The sequence below is a fragment of the Allobosea sp. NPDC055594 genome, assembly GCF_053618995.1.
On sequence record NZ_JBSHIO010000003.1, the window covers coordinates 434397 to 450899 of the forward strand.

The following is a 16503-nucleotide window of genomic DNA, read 5'->3' on the forward strand; positions in this document are numbered from 1 at the left end:
GTCAAATTTCCTCCGCATGCTCGTTGAGGTCCGGGCGTCCCGGAAAGAGGGGCTGATAGCCGGGCAGGGCCTCGAAGCGCCCGATCCAGTGGGACACCGCCTCGAAATGCGCGAGATCCAGGCCCGCCATGCGCGCCAGCCGGCTATAGGGATAGAGCGCGACATCGGCGATGCTGGGCTGGCCGGCGCCGGCGACCCAGCCCTCGCCTCCGCCTTCCAGAAGCCGTGCGTTCAGGATCGAGAGCGCCTCTTCGGCCTGTCTCTGCCAACTGGCGCGCTGCTCGGCGGCCAGCGGCCAGCCCGGGTGGATCGCCAGATGCAGCCGCAGCTGGGCCAATGGCGGCATGTGCCGGCTTTGCTCGAAGGACAGCCAGCTCATCACCTCGGCCTGCGCCAGCCGGTCGGCAGGCCACCAGGGCGTGCCGGCCGACAGGAAGAACAGGATCGCCATCGATTCCGGGATCGTGCTCCCGTCCGGGAGCTCAAGGAGCGGGACCTGGCGAAACCGGTTCAGCTTTGCGAAGGCCGGCGTCCTGAGATCGCCGCGGTCGATCGAGAGCGTACGCCGCTCCAGCGGCTGCCCCAGCAGGCCGGCCATGATCCTGATCTTCCAGGCATTGCCCGAGCGCTGCGTATCGTAGAGGCGTATGACGGGCGCATTCATTTGAGGCTGATCCTGGCTGCGGCAGTGACCTTCGACCAGCGCTCGGTCTCGGCCGCCACATGCTCCCGATAGGCCTCGACGCCGAGCGGCATCGGCTCGATGCCGAGGGCGCGCAGCCTTTCGGCGATGGCCGGATCGGCGAGCACATGCCCGAGTGCGTCGGCTACCTTCGCAACACGCGCCGGAGGGGTGCCGGCCGGTGCGAGCAGCGCATTCCAGGAGCCGATCTGCAGGCCCTCGAGCCCCTGCTCGGCGGTGGTCGGCACCGAGGCTGCGGATGGATTTCTCTTGGGTTGGGCGATCGCGATCGCCTTCAGGGCGCGATTCGCGACCTGCGGCATGACCACCGGAATGGCGTCGAACACGATGTCGATCTGCCCGCTCAGGGCGCTGTTGACCGCATCGCCACCGCTCTTGAACGGCACATGGACGATATCCAGCCCGGCCAGGAGCTTCAGCAGCTCGAGCCCGAGATGCGGCGAGGTGCCATGTCCTGCCGAACCGAAATTCAGCTTGCCGGGCCGGCTTTTCGCCTCTGCGATCAGCGCGGACAGGCTGTCGAGCTTGAGCGACTGCCCGACCGCGAGCACATAGGGAGAATTGCTGACCAATGACACCGGAACGAAAGCGGCGGGATCATAGGACAGCTTCGGATAGACCATCCTGTTGACGACCTGGGTTCCGACCGTGCCGAGCAGCAACGTGTAGCCGTCAGCTTCGGCGCTCGCGACGACCTGAGCGCCGATGCTTCCGCCGGCGCCCGGACGGTTTTCGACGACGACGGATTGTCCGAGCCGCTCGGTGAGGCCTTGGGCGACCAGCCTCGCAACGACGTCGGTGATGCCGCCGCCGCCGAACGGGACGATGAGCTTGATTGGACGCGTCGGATAATCGGACTGCGCAAGAACCTGGCGTGGCCAGCCGGCCGCGAGCATCGCGGCCGAAAATGTCAAGATTCGGCGATTGAGCATGATGGACCCCCCGGTCTTTTGGTTTTAGCGAGGAGGACCAGATGCCCTTACGGCGCCTTAGTCAACAAGTTTCTTATAGGCAACAATGTCACTAAGCTTCAAGTTGCTCCGGCTGCGGGCAAATCTCACCCTCGAAGAGGTGGCCCAGGCCGCGGGCGTCACGCGCGGCTATCTCTCGAAACTCGAACGCGGTCTGGTGAAGCCCTCGGTCGGCTCGGCGCTCAAGCTCGCAAAGATCCTCAACGTCCCGGTCGAGGATCTCTTCGGCGACGCCAAGACCGAGGAAGCCATCGTGATCACGCGGAGCGAGGCGGCGAGCCCGCTGGCGGACATGATGGGCGCACCGCGTTTGATCGCCAGTACCCGCGGCGGCCATAAGATGATCGCCTTCGTCGTACGGCCGGGCTTGTCCGAAGAGCCCAATCACCCGATGAGCCAGCACGAGGGCGACGAGTTGCTGTACGTGCTGAAGGGCCGCGTCGGCTTGCAGCTGCCGAGCCGCAGCGAGGAACTGGAGCCCGGCGATTGCGTGCAGTTCAACGGCGCCATGCCACACAAGCTGACATCGCTCAGCGGCGAGGAGGCCGAGGTTCTGATCGTCATCCGGATCGAGTAACCGGAAGACTCTTGGCGCTTGGTCTCGACGCCCGGCGCCGAGCGATGATGGCCCGTTCTGCCTTGCGCCGGCTGCCGCTAAGCGGCCTTGCCCGCGAAGCGCTGCCAAAGCGAGGCCTGCGCATCGGCCGGCGCCTCCTCGTGCTCGGCGCAGGCGAGCCGCAGATGGCGATCGCCGAAGGGCGCATCGACATAGGCACAGTGATGGGGAGCGGCCCCGTCGGCATGGGCGAAGGGATGGAAATAGCGGCAGGTGACGCACATCCGCTGCTGCGGCACGTCGCCATGGAGCTGCAGGGCCCGGATGACCTTGACCAGGCAGCGCAGCAGGTCCGCCTGCTCCCGGGGTTCGAGCGTGTCGACCGCCTGGGCCAGGAAATCCGGCCAGTCGCGCGTGCGATCGGCGAGGTCCTCCCCGGCCGCGGTCAGAAGCAGCGCGATCGAGCGCCTGTCCGGCCCCGGAGCCTTCACCGCGAGCCCCTTCTGGACCAGGGAGGTGACGGCTTCGCTGGCGGTCGGCGCGGAGATGCCGAGCATGCCGGCGAGTTCCGCCAGCCGCATGCCATCGGGCGCTTCCCGCAGCAGGCCGAGCGCTTGGCCCTGGGTTGGCGTCACCCCTGCCGCACCCGCGCCTTTCCAGGCGTGGCTTCGCAAGACTCCGCCGATCTTCGCCAGCCCAGCCGTCACCCGTCGCGCGATCGGCTCGCTTATCGCATCGAAAATCGCGGCCAATATTCGGACTCCTAACTTATCATTGACTGATGCCAACAATAGAATTAGCACTCCTAATATTTCATGTCGATCTATCATCAGGCATGAGCGGGAGAGCCTCATGAACGGCATCGGCTTCCATTCGCCGCGACCTTGCGCCTCCCACGCCTGCAACGTCGCCAGCAGCTGATCTCAGCCTGCACGCCCCGGGCGCAGTGACGGCCCGACCTCCCACCCAGGCGAGACCGATATAGGAGACCCCATGAACCCCCAATCGCAGGTTGCGCCGGACTGGGAGATCGAGCGCTGGTTCAACACGCCGCGCCCGGTCGATCTTGCATCCCTTCGCGGCAGGGTCGTCGTCGCAGGCGCCTTTCAGATGCTCTGCCCCGGCTGCGTCTCGCATCTTCTGCCGCAATTGGCGCAGGTCCACCGGATCTTCCCGAACAAGCATGTGCAGGTAATCGGTCTCCACACGGTCTTCGAGCATCACGCGGCGATGCGGCCGGTTTCGCTCGAAGCCTTTCTCCATGAATACCGGGTCGCCTATCCCGTCGGCGTCGATCGCGCGACGGGACCGGACGATCCCCTGCCCATCACCATGCAGCGTTACCGGATGCAGGGCACCCCGACACTGCTTCTCATCGATAGGGTCGGCCGCTTGCGCCGCCAGGTCTTCGGCCATTTGCCCGACCTGCAGCTCGGCGCCGAAATCGCGGCCCTGATCGGCGAGACCCCGGAGACCTCGCTCGTCGCGGATCCGAACGGCGCCGAGAAGGACGGCTGCTCCGAGACCGCCTGCACGATCGGATAGCCCGACTGGCAACCGCCTACGGCAGGACCGGCCACGCAAGGAACTGCGACATGCGGCGCAGATCCTCCGTCCATTCTGCCGCGAAGACCCTGCCGGCCTATCAGAGTTCCGCGACCCGGACCTGCCGGCCAGGCCTCGAGGCCGGTACGAGCGGCGTTCCAGACGCTGCCTTGCCGGAGGATTCGCTCTTGCCTCATCTGAAACACGTCGGGGCGCCATGTCCCGGCTTCGACCAATCCTCCCATGCGAGGCGCCTTGGATGACCCGTCCTCTGCTGCCCGTCGCCTCGCCCTTTGATCTCGCCTTCGAATTCGGCCGGGGAAGCTGGCTCTATTCGCAGAGCGGCGAGCGCTATCTCGACTTCGCCTCCGGCATCGCCGTCAATGCGCTCGGCCACGGCCATCCGCGCCTGATCAGGGCGCTCAAGACCCAGGCCGGCAAGCTCTGGCATACCTCGAACCTGGTCCGGGTGCCCGAAGCCGAAAGGCTGGCGCAGCGGCTGACCGAGGCGAGCTTCGCGGATGTCGTCTTCTTCGCCAACTCCGGCGGCGAGGCCAATGAGGCGGCGGTCAAGATGGCCCGGAAACATCATTCGGCGGCAGGCCGGCCCGAGCGCTACCGGGTCGTGACATTCGACGGCGCCTTTCATGGCCGCTCGCTGGCGATGATCGCCGCGACCGGCTATGCGAAATATCTCGACGGCTTCGGCCCCAAGGTCGACGGCTTCGATCAGGCCGTGCTGGGCGACTGGCAGGGGCTCGACGCGCTGCTGTCGGCGCAGACCGCGGCGATCATGCTCGAGCCCGTGCAGGGCGAAGGCGGCTTGCGCACGGTCGAACCGGAGATCTTGATCCGGCTGCGCCAGATCTGCGACGAACGCGGCCTGTTGCTCATTCTGGACGAGGTCCAATCCGGCGTCGGCCGAACCGGCAAGCTCTTCGCTCATGAATGGAGCGGCATAAAGCCCGACATCGTCACACTGGCCAAGGGGATCGGCGGCGGCTTCCCGATGGGCGCTTGCCTGGCCACGTGCGAGGCGGCCAAGGGCATGCTGCCGGGATCGCATGGCACGACCTTCGGTGGCAACCCGCTAGCCATGGCCGTCGGCAACGCCGTGCTGGACATCGTTCTCGACGCCGGGTTCTTCGAGCATGTCCTGGAGATGGCCGAGCTTTTCCGCGAACTCCTGGTTGGGATCCAGCGGCAGCACGGCGAGCTGATCTGCGATGTGCGCGGCGCCGGGCTCCTGCAGGGATTGCGCTTGCATGGCGATCCGCTCGAACTCGTGCATGCCTTGCATGCCGAGCGGATGCTGTCGGTTCCCGCACGCGACGGCGTGGTCCGGTTTGCGCCGCCGCTGACCGTCCGCCCGCGTGAGATCAAGGAAGCGGCCCGCCGCATCCAGGCCGCCTGCACGGCACTGCGCGGCAAATCCCCTTCCCGCCAGTCCAGGCCCGGCAAGCCGGCGGCTGCGTCGTCTTCCGCCGTACTCAGCCTGCGTCCTTGAAGTTACTAAGCCCGGCCGGCCGTTCGGTCGGCCGGCAGCCGGCGCGCCGACAGCTCAGCCAATGATCCATTCCGGGCCACTTTCCGAAACGCGTTTTCAGGGCGCGCCCGTCAAGCGGCGCGACCAATCCTCGACCTGCCGGGTTGCCAGTCGCCTTTTGGCGTAGCCGCGCCAGCCTTCGGGGAGATGCGCGAGCTCGGACATCGCCGCAAGCTCGTCGATATTCATGGTGTCGACATAGAGGGTTCGCCAGATCCTGCGCAGCGTCCAGTCCGGCGAGAGCCTGTCGATGAGGCGAAGCTCGTCGCCCTTCTCGATATGACCGGCTTCGATCACCCGATAATACCAGCCGGTCAATCCGGTACGCTGGACACGCACGGCCATGTCCGGAACCTCGAACCTGGCGTTCAGCTTCCAGCAGGGCTGGCGGCCCTGGCTGACCTGGATGACGATCTTCCCCAGCCGGAAGGTATCGCCGACCGCGACCATGTCCTCAGTCAGCCCCGTGGTCGTGAGATTCTCGCCGAAAGCACCGGGAGCGGCCAGGACGCGTTTCGGGCCGATCTCCCTCCGCCAGGTGGCGTAGTGCTCAAAAGCATAGTGATGCAGTGCCTTCTCAGGCCCGCCATGATGTTTGCGGTCGCCCTGCTCGTCATTGGCGAGCCCCTCGATGCCGACATGGATCTTGCCGCTGACCGGCGTCTTGTCGATACCGCTCGGTTTCCCTTGCGGCCCCAGCGGCGCAACCGGACCTGCCAGGACATCGTCGATCAGGAGCATCGCAATCCCATTGAATGAAGAGGGGCGGAACGCAGGCGTTCCGCCCAGCGCTTCCAGGGCTGATTGATGGAGGCCGGGCCTGGATTTGAACCAGGGTTTGCGGATATGCAGTCCGCCGCGTCGCCACTCCGCCACCCGGCCGGGGGCATTGCCAGATCCTGGATAGCAGCCGAGCCGGCTCCTGTTACCAGCCGGATCGAGGTTTTCAGCCAGGCCGGAACACTTGCGCCACCATGGCCGGCCCGCCCCTTCTCGCGGCCCGCCCGACTCCCCGTAACGAGACCAGGCAGCCGGTCACTTCATGCAGCCTGGCATGGTCATTATGCCTTGCAGCAAGCCTGTCGCGGCTATGATCGAACTCCTGGCCGGCGGGCGCGCTCAGAGGTGCCGCTCTATGATTTCCGGCGGGACAGGACCGTCGGCAGATCCTTGTCGCCCCGGCCTGACAGACCCAGGACGACGATCTGGTCTTTCGGCCGCGATCCCGCGATCTCCGGCAGGCGCGCCAGCGCGTGCGCGGCCTCCAGCGCCGGGATGATGCCCTCGAGTCGCGCGTCCGGCAGGCGGCCCTCGCGCTCGATCACCTGCCGGCGCGTCTCCTCGCCGATGACCGACTGGAAGTCGCGGACCATCATCGGATAGGGGTGCGGCCCGGCCACCGTGCCGATGCAGTAGAAGGTGTCGCCGACATTCGTCACCCAGTCGCGCAGGGCTTCGTTCATGGCATCCTTGAGCGTCGCCGAGCCCGATTGAACCGGGCGAATCTCCGCGCCGAGCATGCGCATCCGGGCGACATTCGCTTCCTGGCGCCCGACATCGACCGCGCCCATATAGACCACGCAGTCGAGCCCGAACCGGGCGCAGAGCGTCGCCGCAGCGACGCCATGCATCCCTGCCCCGGTCTCGGCGATGACGCGCCTTTTGCCCATGCGCCGGGCCAGCATGATCTGCCCGAGCACATTGTTGACCTTGTGCGCCCCGGTATGATTCAGGTCCTCGCGCTTGAAATAGATCCGGGCGCCGCCGAGATGCGCGCTCAGATTCTCGGCATGGTAGAGCGGCGACGGCCGGCCGACGAAGCTCTTGAGGTGCCCGTGCATCTCGGCCAGGAAGTCCGCATCGCCGCGCGCCTGCTCATAGGCGCCCTGGAGGGCGTGGATCAGCGGCATCAGCGTCTCGGAGACGAAGCGCCCGCCATAGATCCCGAAGCGCCCGTTCTCGTCGGGCCCGTTGCGCAGCGAGTTCAGCCCTGCAGCGCTCATCGCAGCAGAAGCCGCCGGGCCGTCGCCAGCGCCTCGATCAGGGCGTCGACCTCGTCTTTGGTGCTGTAGAGCCCGAAGGAGGCGCGGCAGGACGAGGTCGCCCCGAACCTGGCCAGGAGCGGCGAGGCGCAATGGGTTCCGGCGCGCACCGCGACGCCTGCCCGATCGAGGATCGTCGCGACGTCATGCGCATGCGCGCCCTCGAGATTGAAGGCGACGATCGAGCCCTTCCCGGCGGCACGACCGTAGAAGGCAACACCGCCGAACGCCTCCAGCCGGGCCTGGGCATAGTCCGTCAATCTCGCCTCATGGGCGTGAATGGCCTCGCGCCCGAGCCGCTCGACATAGTCGAGCGCCGCCGCGAGCCCGGCCGCCTCGATGATCGGCGGCGTGCCCGCCTCGAAGCGGTGCGGCCCATGGTTATAGGTCACCATCTCCTTGGTGACGGTCTCGACCATCTCGCCGCCGCCCTCGAAGGGCGGCAGCCGTTCGAGCCATTCCATCCGTCCATAAAGCACGCCGATACCGGTCGGCCCGTAGATCTTGTGGCCGGTGAAGCAGTAGAAGTCGGCGCCGAGCGCCTGCACGTTGAGCGGCAGGTGAACCGCTCCCTGGGCGCCGTCGACGACGAGCGGAATACCGCGGGCGCGGCAGAGCTCCGCCATGCGCCGGACCGGCGCGACCGTGCCGAGCACATTCGACATATGGGTGAGCGAGACCAGCTTCGTACGCGGCGACAGCAGAGCTTCCAGCGCTTCGACGTCGAGTGCGCCGGCCTCGTCGACCGGAGCCCAGCGGATCACGGCGCCATGACGCTCGCGCCAGAAATGCCATGGCACGATGTTGGAATGATGCTCCATCTCGGAGAGCACGATCTCGTCGCCCGCGCCGATCTCGAGATGGCGCCCCAGCGAGGAGGCAACGAGGTTGAGCGCTCCGGTGACGGAGCGGGTGAAGATCACCTCCTGCGCGGAAGACGCGTTGATGAAGCGCCGCGCGGTTTCGCGGGCACCCTCGTAGATCTCGGTCGCGCGATTGGCCAGGAAATGCAGGCCGCGATGGACATTGGCGTAGTCGTTCTCGATCAGGGCGAGCATCGCCTGCGTCACCTCGCGCGGCTTTTGCGCCGAGGCGGCCGTATCCAGATAGACGAGCGGGCGCCCATAGACCTGCCGGGCAAGGATCGGGAAATCGGCCCGCACGGCCGCGACGTCATAGGATGGGGTCGGCTGGTTCATCGCTTCGCGGGACCTGTCTTCGCGCCAAGGGATCGACGAGGAAACGCTCGCCCCGGCGGGCGGCGGCGCGAGGTTGGCGAAGAGGTTAGGGGCCCGGTGGCCCCGGGCGGAGAACCGGTTTCGCGAAAACCGCTAGGCCGCTCCCCATGCTCCCGATCGGTGCCGGGATGGCTGGCGCAGCATCATGCGGCGGCGCCGACGATCGCGGCCACCCGCTCCGCATCGCCCTCGCTCATATAGGGGTTCATCGGCAAGGACAGGACCTGGCTGCACAGGGCCTCGCTGTTGGGCAGGGCCGGCGGGCCGCCGCTGATCGCATCCTGGTGGATCCGGGCATAGGCCAGTTGGCGGTGCATCGGCTTCGGATAATAGACGCCGAACCCGATGCACTGCGCCGACAGCGCCGCCTGGACCGTGGCACGGACCGCGATATCGGGCAGGCGGATCGTGTAGAGCCCATAGGCGTTCACCGCCCCGGGCTGAGCCCGCTGCAGGCCGACCCTGCCTTCCAGGATCGCATCGTAGACGGCGGCGATCCGCCGGCGCTCGACGAGTTCCGCTTCGAGCAATGTCATCTTGGCCGAGAGGATGGTCGCCTGGATCGTGTCGATCCGCCCGTTGACCCCGATGCGCTCGACTTCGTAACGGGCCCGCTCGCCATGGCTGCGAATCTTCCGGTAGATTTCGGCGCGCTCCCCGTCATCGGTGAGGAGCGCGCCGGCATCGCCGAACGCCCCGAGCGTCTTGGTCGGAAAGAATGACAGGGTGGTCGCATGACCGTGGTGGCCGATCCTGCGTCCGTCGAGCTCGGCCCCAAAGGACTGTGCGGCATCGTCGAGCGCGAGCATCCCCTCGCGGGCGCAGATCGCCTCGATCGCCGGCCAGTCGGCCGGAAGCCCGAACAGGTCGGCTCCAATCACGGCGCGCGGGCGAAGACGCCCATCCTGCTTGACCAGCGCGATCCGTCGTTCGAGATCGGCGACACTGAGGTTGAAGGTGTCCGTGTCCACATCGGCGAAGACCGGGGTCGCTCCCAGCAGGAGCGGCACTTCCGCCGTCGCGGTATAGGTGAAGGCCGGAAGGAACACCGCATCGCCCGGCCCGATCGCTTCCGCCATCAGGGCGATCTGCAGGGCGTGGGTACCCGAGGAAACCCCGACCGCATGGGCACAGCCGGCGAATTCCGCGAGCCTGGCCTCGAATTCGCGCACCTGCGGGCCGTTGATGAACACTCCGGAATCGATCACCTCGGCGATGCGCCGGTCGATCTCAGGCCGCAGCAGAGAGAGCTGCTTTTTCACATCGAACAGAGGAATGCCGTGCATGGCGTTCAGATCCGTGGCTGAGGGCTGGCGGTCGGCGAGGCCGTCGCGGCGCGCGGCTCCGATCCGGCCGGGATGTGTGCCGAGGCGTCGACCTCGGCCTTCGCGCCGCTAATCGACATGGACCCGCCGATACCGTGATCCGAGGCTGGTCAGGATCTCGTAATTGATCGTGCCGGCATCGCCGGCCATTCCCTCGACCGTTTGGTGGGGGCCGATGATCTCGACATAGTCGCCGGGTCCGATCCGGTCCGCCGGTACGTCGGTGGCGTCGACGGTCAGGCAGTCCATCGAGACGCGCCCGATCACGGGCAGACGGTGGGCGCCGAGCCAGACCGCGCCACGGTCGCTGGCGAAGCGCAGGAACCCGTCGGCATAGCCCACCGAAACCGTCGCGACGCGGGTCTCGCGCCGCGCCCGGAAGGCCCAGCCATAGCCGACCATCGTGCCGGGCGCGATCGAGCGGAGCTGCACGATCCGCCCGTAGACGGCGACCGCGGGATCGAGCCGCGGCATCCGGGGAGACGCGACCAGGCCGTAGAGGGCGGCGCCCGACCGGCAAAGGTCGAAATGATAGGCCGGGCTGAGGAAGATCCCGGCCGAGTTCGCCAGCGAGCGCGGCATGGCCGGGAATTGCGCGGCCGCCGCCTTGAAGGCCGCCAGCTGCAGGGCATTGCCGGGATGCTCCGGCTCGTCAGCCACCGCAAGATGGCTCATGACCAGCGTCAGGCCGAGCCGCTCGACCAGTTGGCGATCTGCTACAAGGGCCTGCCATTCCTCCGGGGGCAGGCCCATGCGCGACATGCCGCTGTCGAGCTGCAGGACGGCACCACTACCATTCCCGGATACGGCGCCATGGCCTGCCCAGGCCCTCGCCTGGGCGAAGCTGTTGAGGACCGGACGGATCCCCGCTGCGGCACAGGCCGCCTCCTGGCCCGGCATGAGGCCGTTCAGGACATGGATCACGGCGTCGCCGGGAAGCAGAGGCTTCAGCGCCAGCGCCTCGGCCAGCATCGCGACGAAGAACTCGCGGCACCCCGCCTCGTACAATGCCGGCGCGACCCGCCCGATGCCGAGTCCATAGGCATCGGCCTTGAGCACCGCCCCGCAGCGCGCGGGCGCGATGCGATCGGTGATCGCGCGATAATTGGCCCGGATCGCCGCAAGCGAGATCCGGACCATGCCGCGGCCGTCATCGGCCTGATGACCGGGCTCGCCGGCGGCGCTTCCGACCTCGGTGGCGGACAGGGCGATCATCGGCTCAGGCGAGCGCCGCTGCCGGGACCGGTCGGCCGGGCACCCCGTCGAGACGGACCGTCTCATAAGCCCAGTCGAGCCAGGGCAGCACCGCCTTCATATCGGCATTCTCGACCGTCGCCCCGCCCCAGAGCCTGAGCCCGGGCGGCGCCGCGCGGTAGGCGCCGATATCGTAAGCCACCCCCTCCCGATCGAGCAGCCCGACCATCCTCGACACGAAGCGTCCCTGCTCGGCCGCGTCGAGCGCCCGCACTTCCGGCGCAACGATCTGGAGACAGAGCGCGGTGCAGGACCGTGTCTCGGCGTTCTGCGCCAGGAACCCGGCCCATGCGCTACGCTGCACCCAATCCGAGACGATGGCGAGATTGCCCTCGCAGCGTCTGATCAGCGCGGGCAGTCCACCGAGTTCCTCGGCCCAGGCCAGCCCGTCGATCGCATCCTCCACCGCCAGCAGGGAAGGCGTATTGATGGTCTCGCCTTCAAAGATCGTCTCGATCAGCCTGCCGCCCTTGGTCATGCGGAACAGCTTGGGCATCGGCCAGGGCGGCACATGGCTCTCGAGCCGCTCGACCGCGCGCGGGCCGAGCACAAGCATGCCATGGGCGCCTTCGCCACCGAGCACCTTCTGCCAGGACCAGGTGACGACATCGAGCTTGCGCCAGGGCAGGTCCATCGCGAAAGCAGCCGAGGTCGCGTCGCAGATCGTCAGGCCGGCGCGATCATCGGCGATCCAGTCGCCATTCGGCACGCGCACGCCCGAGGTCGTGCCGTTCCAGGTGAAGACGACGTCGCGCGCGGCATCGACCTGCGCGAGATCGGGCAATGCGCCATAGGCGGCGGTCATCACGCAGGTGTCCGCGATCCGAAGCTGCGTGGTGATGTCGCTCACCCATTCCTGCCCGAAGCTCTCCCAGGCGAGGACATCGACGCCACGCGGCCCGAGCAGCGACCACAGCGCCATCTCGACCGCACCGGTATCCGAGGCGGGAACGATGGCGATGCGATAATCCTCCGGCACGCCCAGAATGGCGCGCGTCCGGCCGACCACCTCGGCGAGCTTGGCCTTGCCGGGCAGCGACCGATGCGAGCGGCCGATGAGGGCCTCGCTCAACACCGCCGGCCCCCAGCCATGGCGCTTCGCGGAGGGCCCCGACGAGAAATGCGGATTGCGCGGACGTTCGGTCGGCTTGATCGGCTGATTGGACACGTGTCTGCCTTTTGAGCGGCTCGGGCGGCGCGGAGCGCCGCTGCCGGCCGGCGATCTGCCGACCGGGCCGCGGGCTCATGGGAGAAACCGAGACTCGACCGGGCGCCGGGCGGATTGAAGCGCCGGATCACAACGCGGCGCTGGGCCGGTTCGGTGTCGCAACCGAAGCGGCCCGCCCAACCGGCTCCTCGCGTTTCTACAAACCGGACCTGTCTGCCGGGCCACTGTGCCCCTAGCCATCATCCGTGTTCGTCCGGAGATGGAGCCTGCTCAGCTTGACTGCGACCCGTCCGCCGCCGCTGCCGGTCCTCACGCGCCCGGCCCGGTCACCCCGCTCCCGATCGCGAGGCGCATCCGGGCCTGATGGCTCCGCCGCATCGCAAACCGAGGACAGGCATGATCCGAAAATGCCCGGCCAGCTCGCGCAGGAACTGGGCGAGCACGGTTTCGTGCGCATTTCCAGCGCCCGCATGCGCGGCTCGCTCGGCTCGGGACCGCTGTCCGAATGGTCGCGCCTGAGAGCGAGCTGGGAACTGCTACCCGCCGACGAGCGCGTCGCCGCCAATGGCGGCTCTGCGCGGCGACGTGGCGCAGTCTTCCTCATCGGCCAGAATTTCATCTGGCGCCGGACTCCGAAATCGCAATCTCAAGATGGCGAGCGCTTGTCGTTCGCGAGTGACATCGGAGCCGGGGTGGCGCCGATGGCGGCCAATGCCACCAGCGGTGCGCTGATCAACGCACTCCTGCAGCTCGCGCGAACGACTTTCAGCGTCGCCGACGCCGCCAGCCTCTGGCATGTCGCAATGCATCAGCTCCGCGTCGAAACCGGGCCGGACAGGACCAGCACTTCGCTCCGGGCCCTGCATTGCCAGGCCCACGAGCGGATCGTCGTGCTCGCCGTCAAACGCTCCGGCATAGCCGGCGGCATGGCGCAGCTTGCCGCGCCGGGCGGCACCAGGATCGCCGCCCTGTCCCTCGGGCGGCCCCTCGAAGCCCTCATTCTCGACCCCCGCCGCGTCAGGCTCGGCATCACACCGATCCACCCGCGCAAGGGGGCGCTGGCCGGCCACTGGGACATCCTCCTCATGACGTTCAGAAAGACCACCGAATGGAATTCCTGATCCTGCGCCCCACGCCGCCAAGGCCGCTCGCCCGACTGTTCGATCGCCTCGAGGACCGCCTTTCGTGAGTATCGTCGTCTCCATCCGCAGCAGCCTCGTTCCGGTCCATCGCGCCGGCTACCCCTTCATCGCCATCGGCCTGATCCTCACCATCGCCGCCGGTTTCGTCTCGAGCGCCCTCGCCTGGATCGCCGCCATCATCACCGGCTGGGTCATCCACTTCTTCCGCGATCCCCCGCGCACGACGCCGCAATCGGCCGAGCTGATCGTCTCTCCCGCAGACGGCCGCGTCAGCATGATCGTCGAGCTCCTGCCGCCGCCCGAGCTCCAGCTTCCGGCGCAACCGATGCTGCGGATCTCCGTGTTCATGAGCATTTTCGACTGCCATGTGAATCGCATGCCGATCGCCGGGCGGGTCAGCCGCATCGCCTATACGCCGGGCCGTTTCGTCAACGCCGATCTCGACAAGGCGAGCGAGCATAATGAACGCAATGCCCTGGCGATCGCCTCGGCCCACGGCCCGATCGCCGTCGTCCAGATCGCCGGCCTGATCGCGCGCCGCATCGTCCACTGGGTCGCGCCGGACGACGAACTCGCCGTCGGCGAGCGCTTCGGCCTGATCCGCTTCGGCTCGCGGCTCGACGTCTATATGCCCGTCGGCAGCGATGTGCTCGTCGCGGTCGGCCAGCGCGCCGTCGCCGGCGAGACCCCGCTCGCGGATCTAAGCGCCGCCAAAACGCAGCGCGTGTTCCGGACCACCTGACCCCGCCCGCCTTCAAGGCGACCAGCCGGCGGCAACACCGAGAGCCGGCCCAGCCGCCTTCGCGAACCCGGCACGCCCTGCAGCGCCTGGCGTGCCCTATAGCATCGGACCGAAAAGTGGAATCCACTTTTCTGGCAATTCCGATGCAATAACAACAAGATAGATCACCGTGACCGCGTCCGAACGGACGCTCGGCGATCTAGGGCTGGGCCCGAACCCGCAAGCGCGCATCCCGATCGTGAAGGACCTGTCGATGGCCGCAGCGCCCAGGAGAGTTCCAGCCACGCTGAAGACCGCGATCGTCATCCGGCATCTCGATTTCGAGGATCTCGGCACCTTCGAGGCGGTGCTGACGGCACGCGGCTATCGCAGCCATTACTACGACCTCGACGTGAACGAGCTTTGGACGCTCGACCCTCTCCTGCCCGAGCTGCTCGTGGTCCTCGGCGGCCCGGTCGGCGTCTACGAGGACGAGACCTACCCTTTCCTCAAGCAGGAGCGGCGGCTTCTCGCCGCACGCCTGGCGTCGAACCTGCCGACCCTGGGCATCTGCCTCGGCGCCCAGCAGATCGCCGCGACGCTCGGCGCAAAGGTGGCGCCGAGCGGCGTCAAGGAGATCGGCTTCTCGGAGCTGACCCTGACGGCGGCCGGCCGCGCCGGCCCACTGCGCCATCTCGACGGTGTCCCGGTGCTGCACTGGCACGGCGACGCCTTCGAGATCCCGGAGGGCGCGGACAATCTCGCCGCGACGCCGCTCTGCGCGACGCAGGGCTTCGCGCTTGGGCGCAATGTGCTCGGCCTGCAGTTCCATCCCGAGGTCAATGCCTGCGCCGGAATCGAGCGCTGGCTGGTCGGCCATGCCGTCGAACTGGCGGCGGCTGGGATCGCTCCCCGAAATCTGCGCGCGGATGCCGAGCATTTCGGCCCGGCTCTGCGCGAGGCCGCCCGGCAGATGCTGGCGGATTGGCTCGAAGGACTGTCTGAATGAACGACCTACCCGATCCCGCGCTTTCAGCGGCGCTGGCCGAAGAGGCCGAGCGTCAACACCGCCATATCGAATTGATCGCCTCGGAGAACATCGTCAGCCGGGCGGTCCACGCCGCCCAGGGCTCGCTCCTGACCAACAAATATGCCGAGGGCTATCCGGGCCGCCGCTATTACGGCGGCTGCGAAGCGGTCGACAAGGTCGAGCACCTCGCGATTGAGCGGATCTGCGAGCTGTTCGGCGCGGCCTTCGCCAATGTCCAGCCGCATTCCGGCGCCAACGCCAACATCGCCGTTCTCTTCGCGCTGCTGAAGCCGGGCGACAGGATCATGGGCCTGGACTTGTCCTGCGGCGGCCATCTCACCCATGGCTCGCCGGTCAGCCTGTCCGGCCGCTGGTTCGAGGTCGTGCCCTATGCGGTGCGCAGAGACGACGAGCTCATCGACTATGAGGAGATGGCGCGCATCGCCAGGGAGAACCGGCCGCGCCTGATCTTCGCCGGCGGCTCCGCCTATCCGCGCGCCATCGATTTTGCCCGGATGCGCGCCATCGCCGACGAGGTCGGCGCCTATCTCGTCGCCGATGTCGCGCATTATGCCGGGTTGATCGCGACCGGGCTCTATCCCGATCCGGTTCCGCACGCGCATGTCGTGACCTCGACCACGCACAAGACGTTGCGCGGGCCGCGCGGCGGGCTCGTCCTGACCAATGATGCCGAGATCGCCAGGAAGGTCGACAAGGCCGTCTTCCCGGGCACGCAGGGCGGTCCCCTCATGCATGTCATCGCCGGCAAGGCCGCGGCATTTCACGAAGCTCTGCAGCCCTCCTTCGCGGACTATTCCGGAGCCGTCGTCGAGAATGCCCGGGCCCTTGCCGAGACGCTCAGCGCCGGCGGGCTGCGGCTCGTCACCGGTGGCACCGACTGCCATCTGCTGCTGGTCGACCTCCAGCCCTTCGGCATTTCCGGCAAGGTCGCCGTCGAGGCTCTGGAGCGTTTCGGCCTGACCGCCAACAAGAACACCGTACCCTACGACCCCCAGCCTCCGACCATCACCTCCGGCATCCGCTTCGGCACGCCCGCCGGAACCTCGCGCGGATTCGACGCCGAGACCTTCCGCACGGTCGGCGGGCTCATCCTTGCCGTCCTGCGCGGCGCACGCGGCGAGACCCTCGACGAGCCCGCGATCAAGGAGGAGATCCGGCGTCTGACCGACGCCCATCCCGTCACGGCCTGACCTGAAGCCGATGGCGGTCGGAACTCCGGCGGCGCCCGGTCGGAACGCCGC

15 protein-coding genes, 1 tRNA gene and 1 pseudogene are annotated in these 16503 nt (G+C 67.6%); 7 read left to right on the forward strand and 10 right to left on the reverse strand.

Translation table 11 applies throughout. The features are described from left to right. Position 1: 1 nt before the first annotated feature. Positions 2 to 664, reverse strand: a complete 663-nt coding sequence (locus tag ACWGRX_RS09220) for a glutathione S-transferase family protein (RefSeq protein WP_452117290.1) — start codon at positions 662 to 664, stop codon at positions 2 to 4. Next, positions 661 to 1635, reverse strand: a complete 975-nt coding sequence (locus tag ACWGRX_RS09225) for a Bug family tripartite tricarboxylate transporter substrate binding protein (RefSeq protein ID WP_452117291.1) — start codon at positions 1633 to 1635, stop codon at positions 661 to 663. The genes ACWGRX_RS09220 and ACWGRX_RS09225 overlap by 4 nt, the downstream gene beginning before the upstream one ends. 85 nt (positions 1636 to 1720) lie before the next feature. On the opposite strand from ACWGRX_RS09225, the gene ACWGRX_RS09230 reads away from it, so the two are divergent. After that, positions 1721 to 2251 (forward strand): helix-turn-helix domain-containing protein, encoded by a 531-nt coding sequence (locus tag ACWGRX_RS09230; protein WP_291638123.1) that lies wholly within the window; start codon positions 1721 to 1723, stop codon positions 2249 to 2251. Positions 2252 to 2328: 77 nt separating this feature from the next. Here ACWGRX_RS09230 and ACWGRX_RS09235 read toward each other — a convergent pair whose 3' ends face one another. Continuing rightward, positions 2329 to 2865, reverse strand: coding sequence for a MarR family winged helix-turn-helix transcriptional regulator (locus tag ACWGRX_RS09235; RefSeq protein WP_452117292.1), 537 nt, complete (start codon positions 2863 to 2865; stop codon positions 2329 to 2331). Positions 2866 to 3223: 358 nt separating this feature from the next. Between ACWGRX_RS09235 and ACWGRX_RS09240 the strand changes: the two genes are divergently transcribed. Next, complete coding sequence (locus tag ACWGRX_RS09240) at positions 3224 to 3775, forward strand: redoxin domain-containing protein (protein ID WP_452117293.1); 552 nt, start codon at positions 3224 to 3226, stop codon at positions 3773 to 3775. A gap of 259 nt (positions 3776 to 4034) precedes the next feature. Beyond that, positions 4035 to 5282 carry an aspartate aminotransferase family protein gene (locus ACWGRX_RS09245; protein WP_452117294.1) on the forward strand — a complete coding sequence of 416 codons (1248 nt, stop codon included), beginning with the start codon at positions 4035 to 4037 and terminating at the stop codon, positions 5280 to 5282. A 96-nt stretch (positions 5283 to 5378) separates the two neighbouring features. Here the strand turns inward: ACWGRX_RS09245 and ACWGRX_RS09250 are convergent, their stop codons facing one another. The 7 genes and pseudogenes from ACWGRX_RS09250 to ACWGRX_RS09280 all read right to left on the reverse strand — a co-directional run bounded on the left by ACWGRX_RS09250 (position 5379) and on the right by ACWGRX_RS09280 (position 12348). Next, positions 5379 to 6062, reverse strand: a complete 684-nt coding sequence (locus ACWGRX_RS09250) for an MOSC domain-containing protein (RefSeq protein ID WP_452117295.1) — start codon at positions 6060 to 6062, stop codon at positions 5379 to 5381. Positions 6063 to 6129: 67 nt separating this feature from the next. Further along, positions 6130 to 6203 (reverse strand) — tRNA-Cys (locus tag ACWGRX_RS09255). 410 nt (positions 6204 to 6613) lie between these two features. Next, positions 6614 to 7324: pseudogene (locus ACWGRX_RS09260) on the reverse strand (pyridoxal-phosphate dependent enzyme); the annotation flags it as partial. Then, positions 7321 to 8562 carry an aminotransferase class V-fold PLP-dependent enzyme gene (locus ACWGRX_RS09265; RefSeq protein ID WP_452117296.1) on the reverse strand — a complete coding sequence of 414 codons (1242 nt, stop codon included), beginning with the start codon at positions 8560 to 8562 and terminating at the stop codon, positions 7321 to 7323. The gene ACWGRX_RS09265 and the pseudogene ACWGRX_RS09260, both read right to left, overlap by 4 nt. A 182-nt stretch (positions 8563 to 8744) precedes the next feature. After that, complete coding sequence (locus ACWGRX_RS09270) at positions 8745 to 9887, reverse strand: DegT/DnrJ/EryC1/StrS family aminotransferase (protein ID WP_452117297.1); 1143 nt, start codon at positions 9885 to 9887, stop codon at positions 8745 to 8747. Between the two features lie 108 nt (positions 9888 to 9995). Then, a complete protein-coding gene (gene alr, locus ACWGRX_RS09275) occupies positions 9996 to 11066 on the reverse strand; it encodes an alanine racemase (RefSeq protein WP_452117357.1) in 1071 nt (356 codons plus the stop codon). 79 nt (positions 11067 to 11145) lie between these two features. Continuing rightward, positions 11146 to 12348 carry a phosphoserine transaminase gene (locus ACWGRX_RS09280; RefSeq protein WP_452117298.1) on the reverse strand — a complete coding sequence of 401 codons (1203 nt, stop codon included), beginning with the start codon at positions 12346 to 12348 and terminating at the stop codon, positions 11146 to 11148. Between the two features lie 407 nt (positions 12349 to 12755). Between ACWGRX_RS09280 and ACWGRX_RS09285 the strand changes: the two genes are divergently transcribed. The 4 genes from ACWGRX_RS09285 to glyA all read left to right on the forward strand — a co-directional run bounded on the left by ACWGRX_RS09285 (position 12756) and on the right by glyA (position 16452). Next, positions 12756 to 13469 carry a 2OG-Fe dioxygenase family protein gene (locus tag ACWGRX_RS09285; protein ID WP_452117299.1) on the forward strand — a complete coding sequence of 238 codons (714 nt, stop codon included), beginning with the start codon at positions 12756 to 12758 and terminating at the stop codon, positions 13467 to 13469. Between the two features lie 64 nt (positions 13470 to 13533). Then, a complete protein-coding gene (locus ACWGRX_RS09290) occupies positions 13534 to 14232 on the forward strand; it encodes a phosphatidylserine decarboxylase (protein ID WP_452117300.1) in 699 nt (232 codons plus the stop codon). A gap of 169 nt (positions 14233 to 14401) precedes the next feature. After that, positions 14402 to 15220, forward strand: coding sequence for a glutamine amidotransferase (locus ACWGRX_RS09295; RefSeq protein ID WP_452117301.1), 819 nt, complete (start codon positions 14402 to 14404; stop codon positions 15218 to 15220). Continuing rightward, complete coding sequence (gene glyA, locus ACWGRX_RS09300; RefSeq protein WP_452117302.1) at positions 15217 to 16452, forward strand: serine hydroxymethyltransferase; 1236 nt, start codon at positions 15217 to 15219, stop codon at positions 16450 to 16452. The genes ACWGRX_RS09295 and glyA overlap by 4 nt, the downstream gene beginning before the upstream one ends. Positions 16453 to 16503 lie beyond the last annotated feature (51 nt).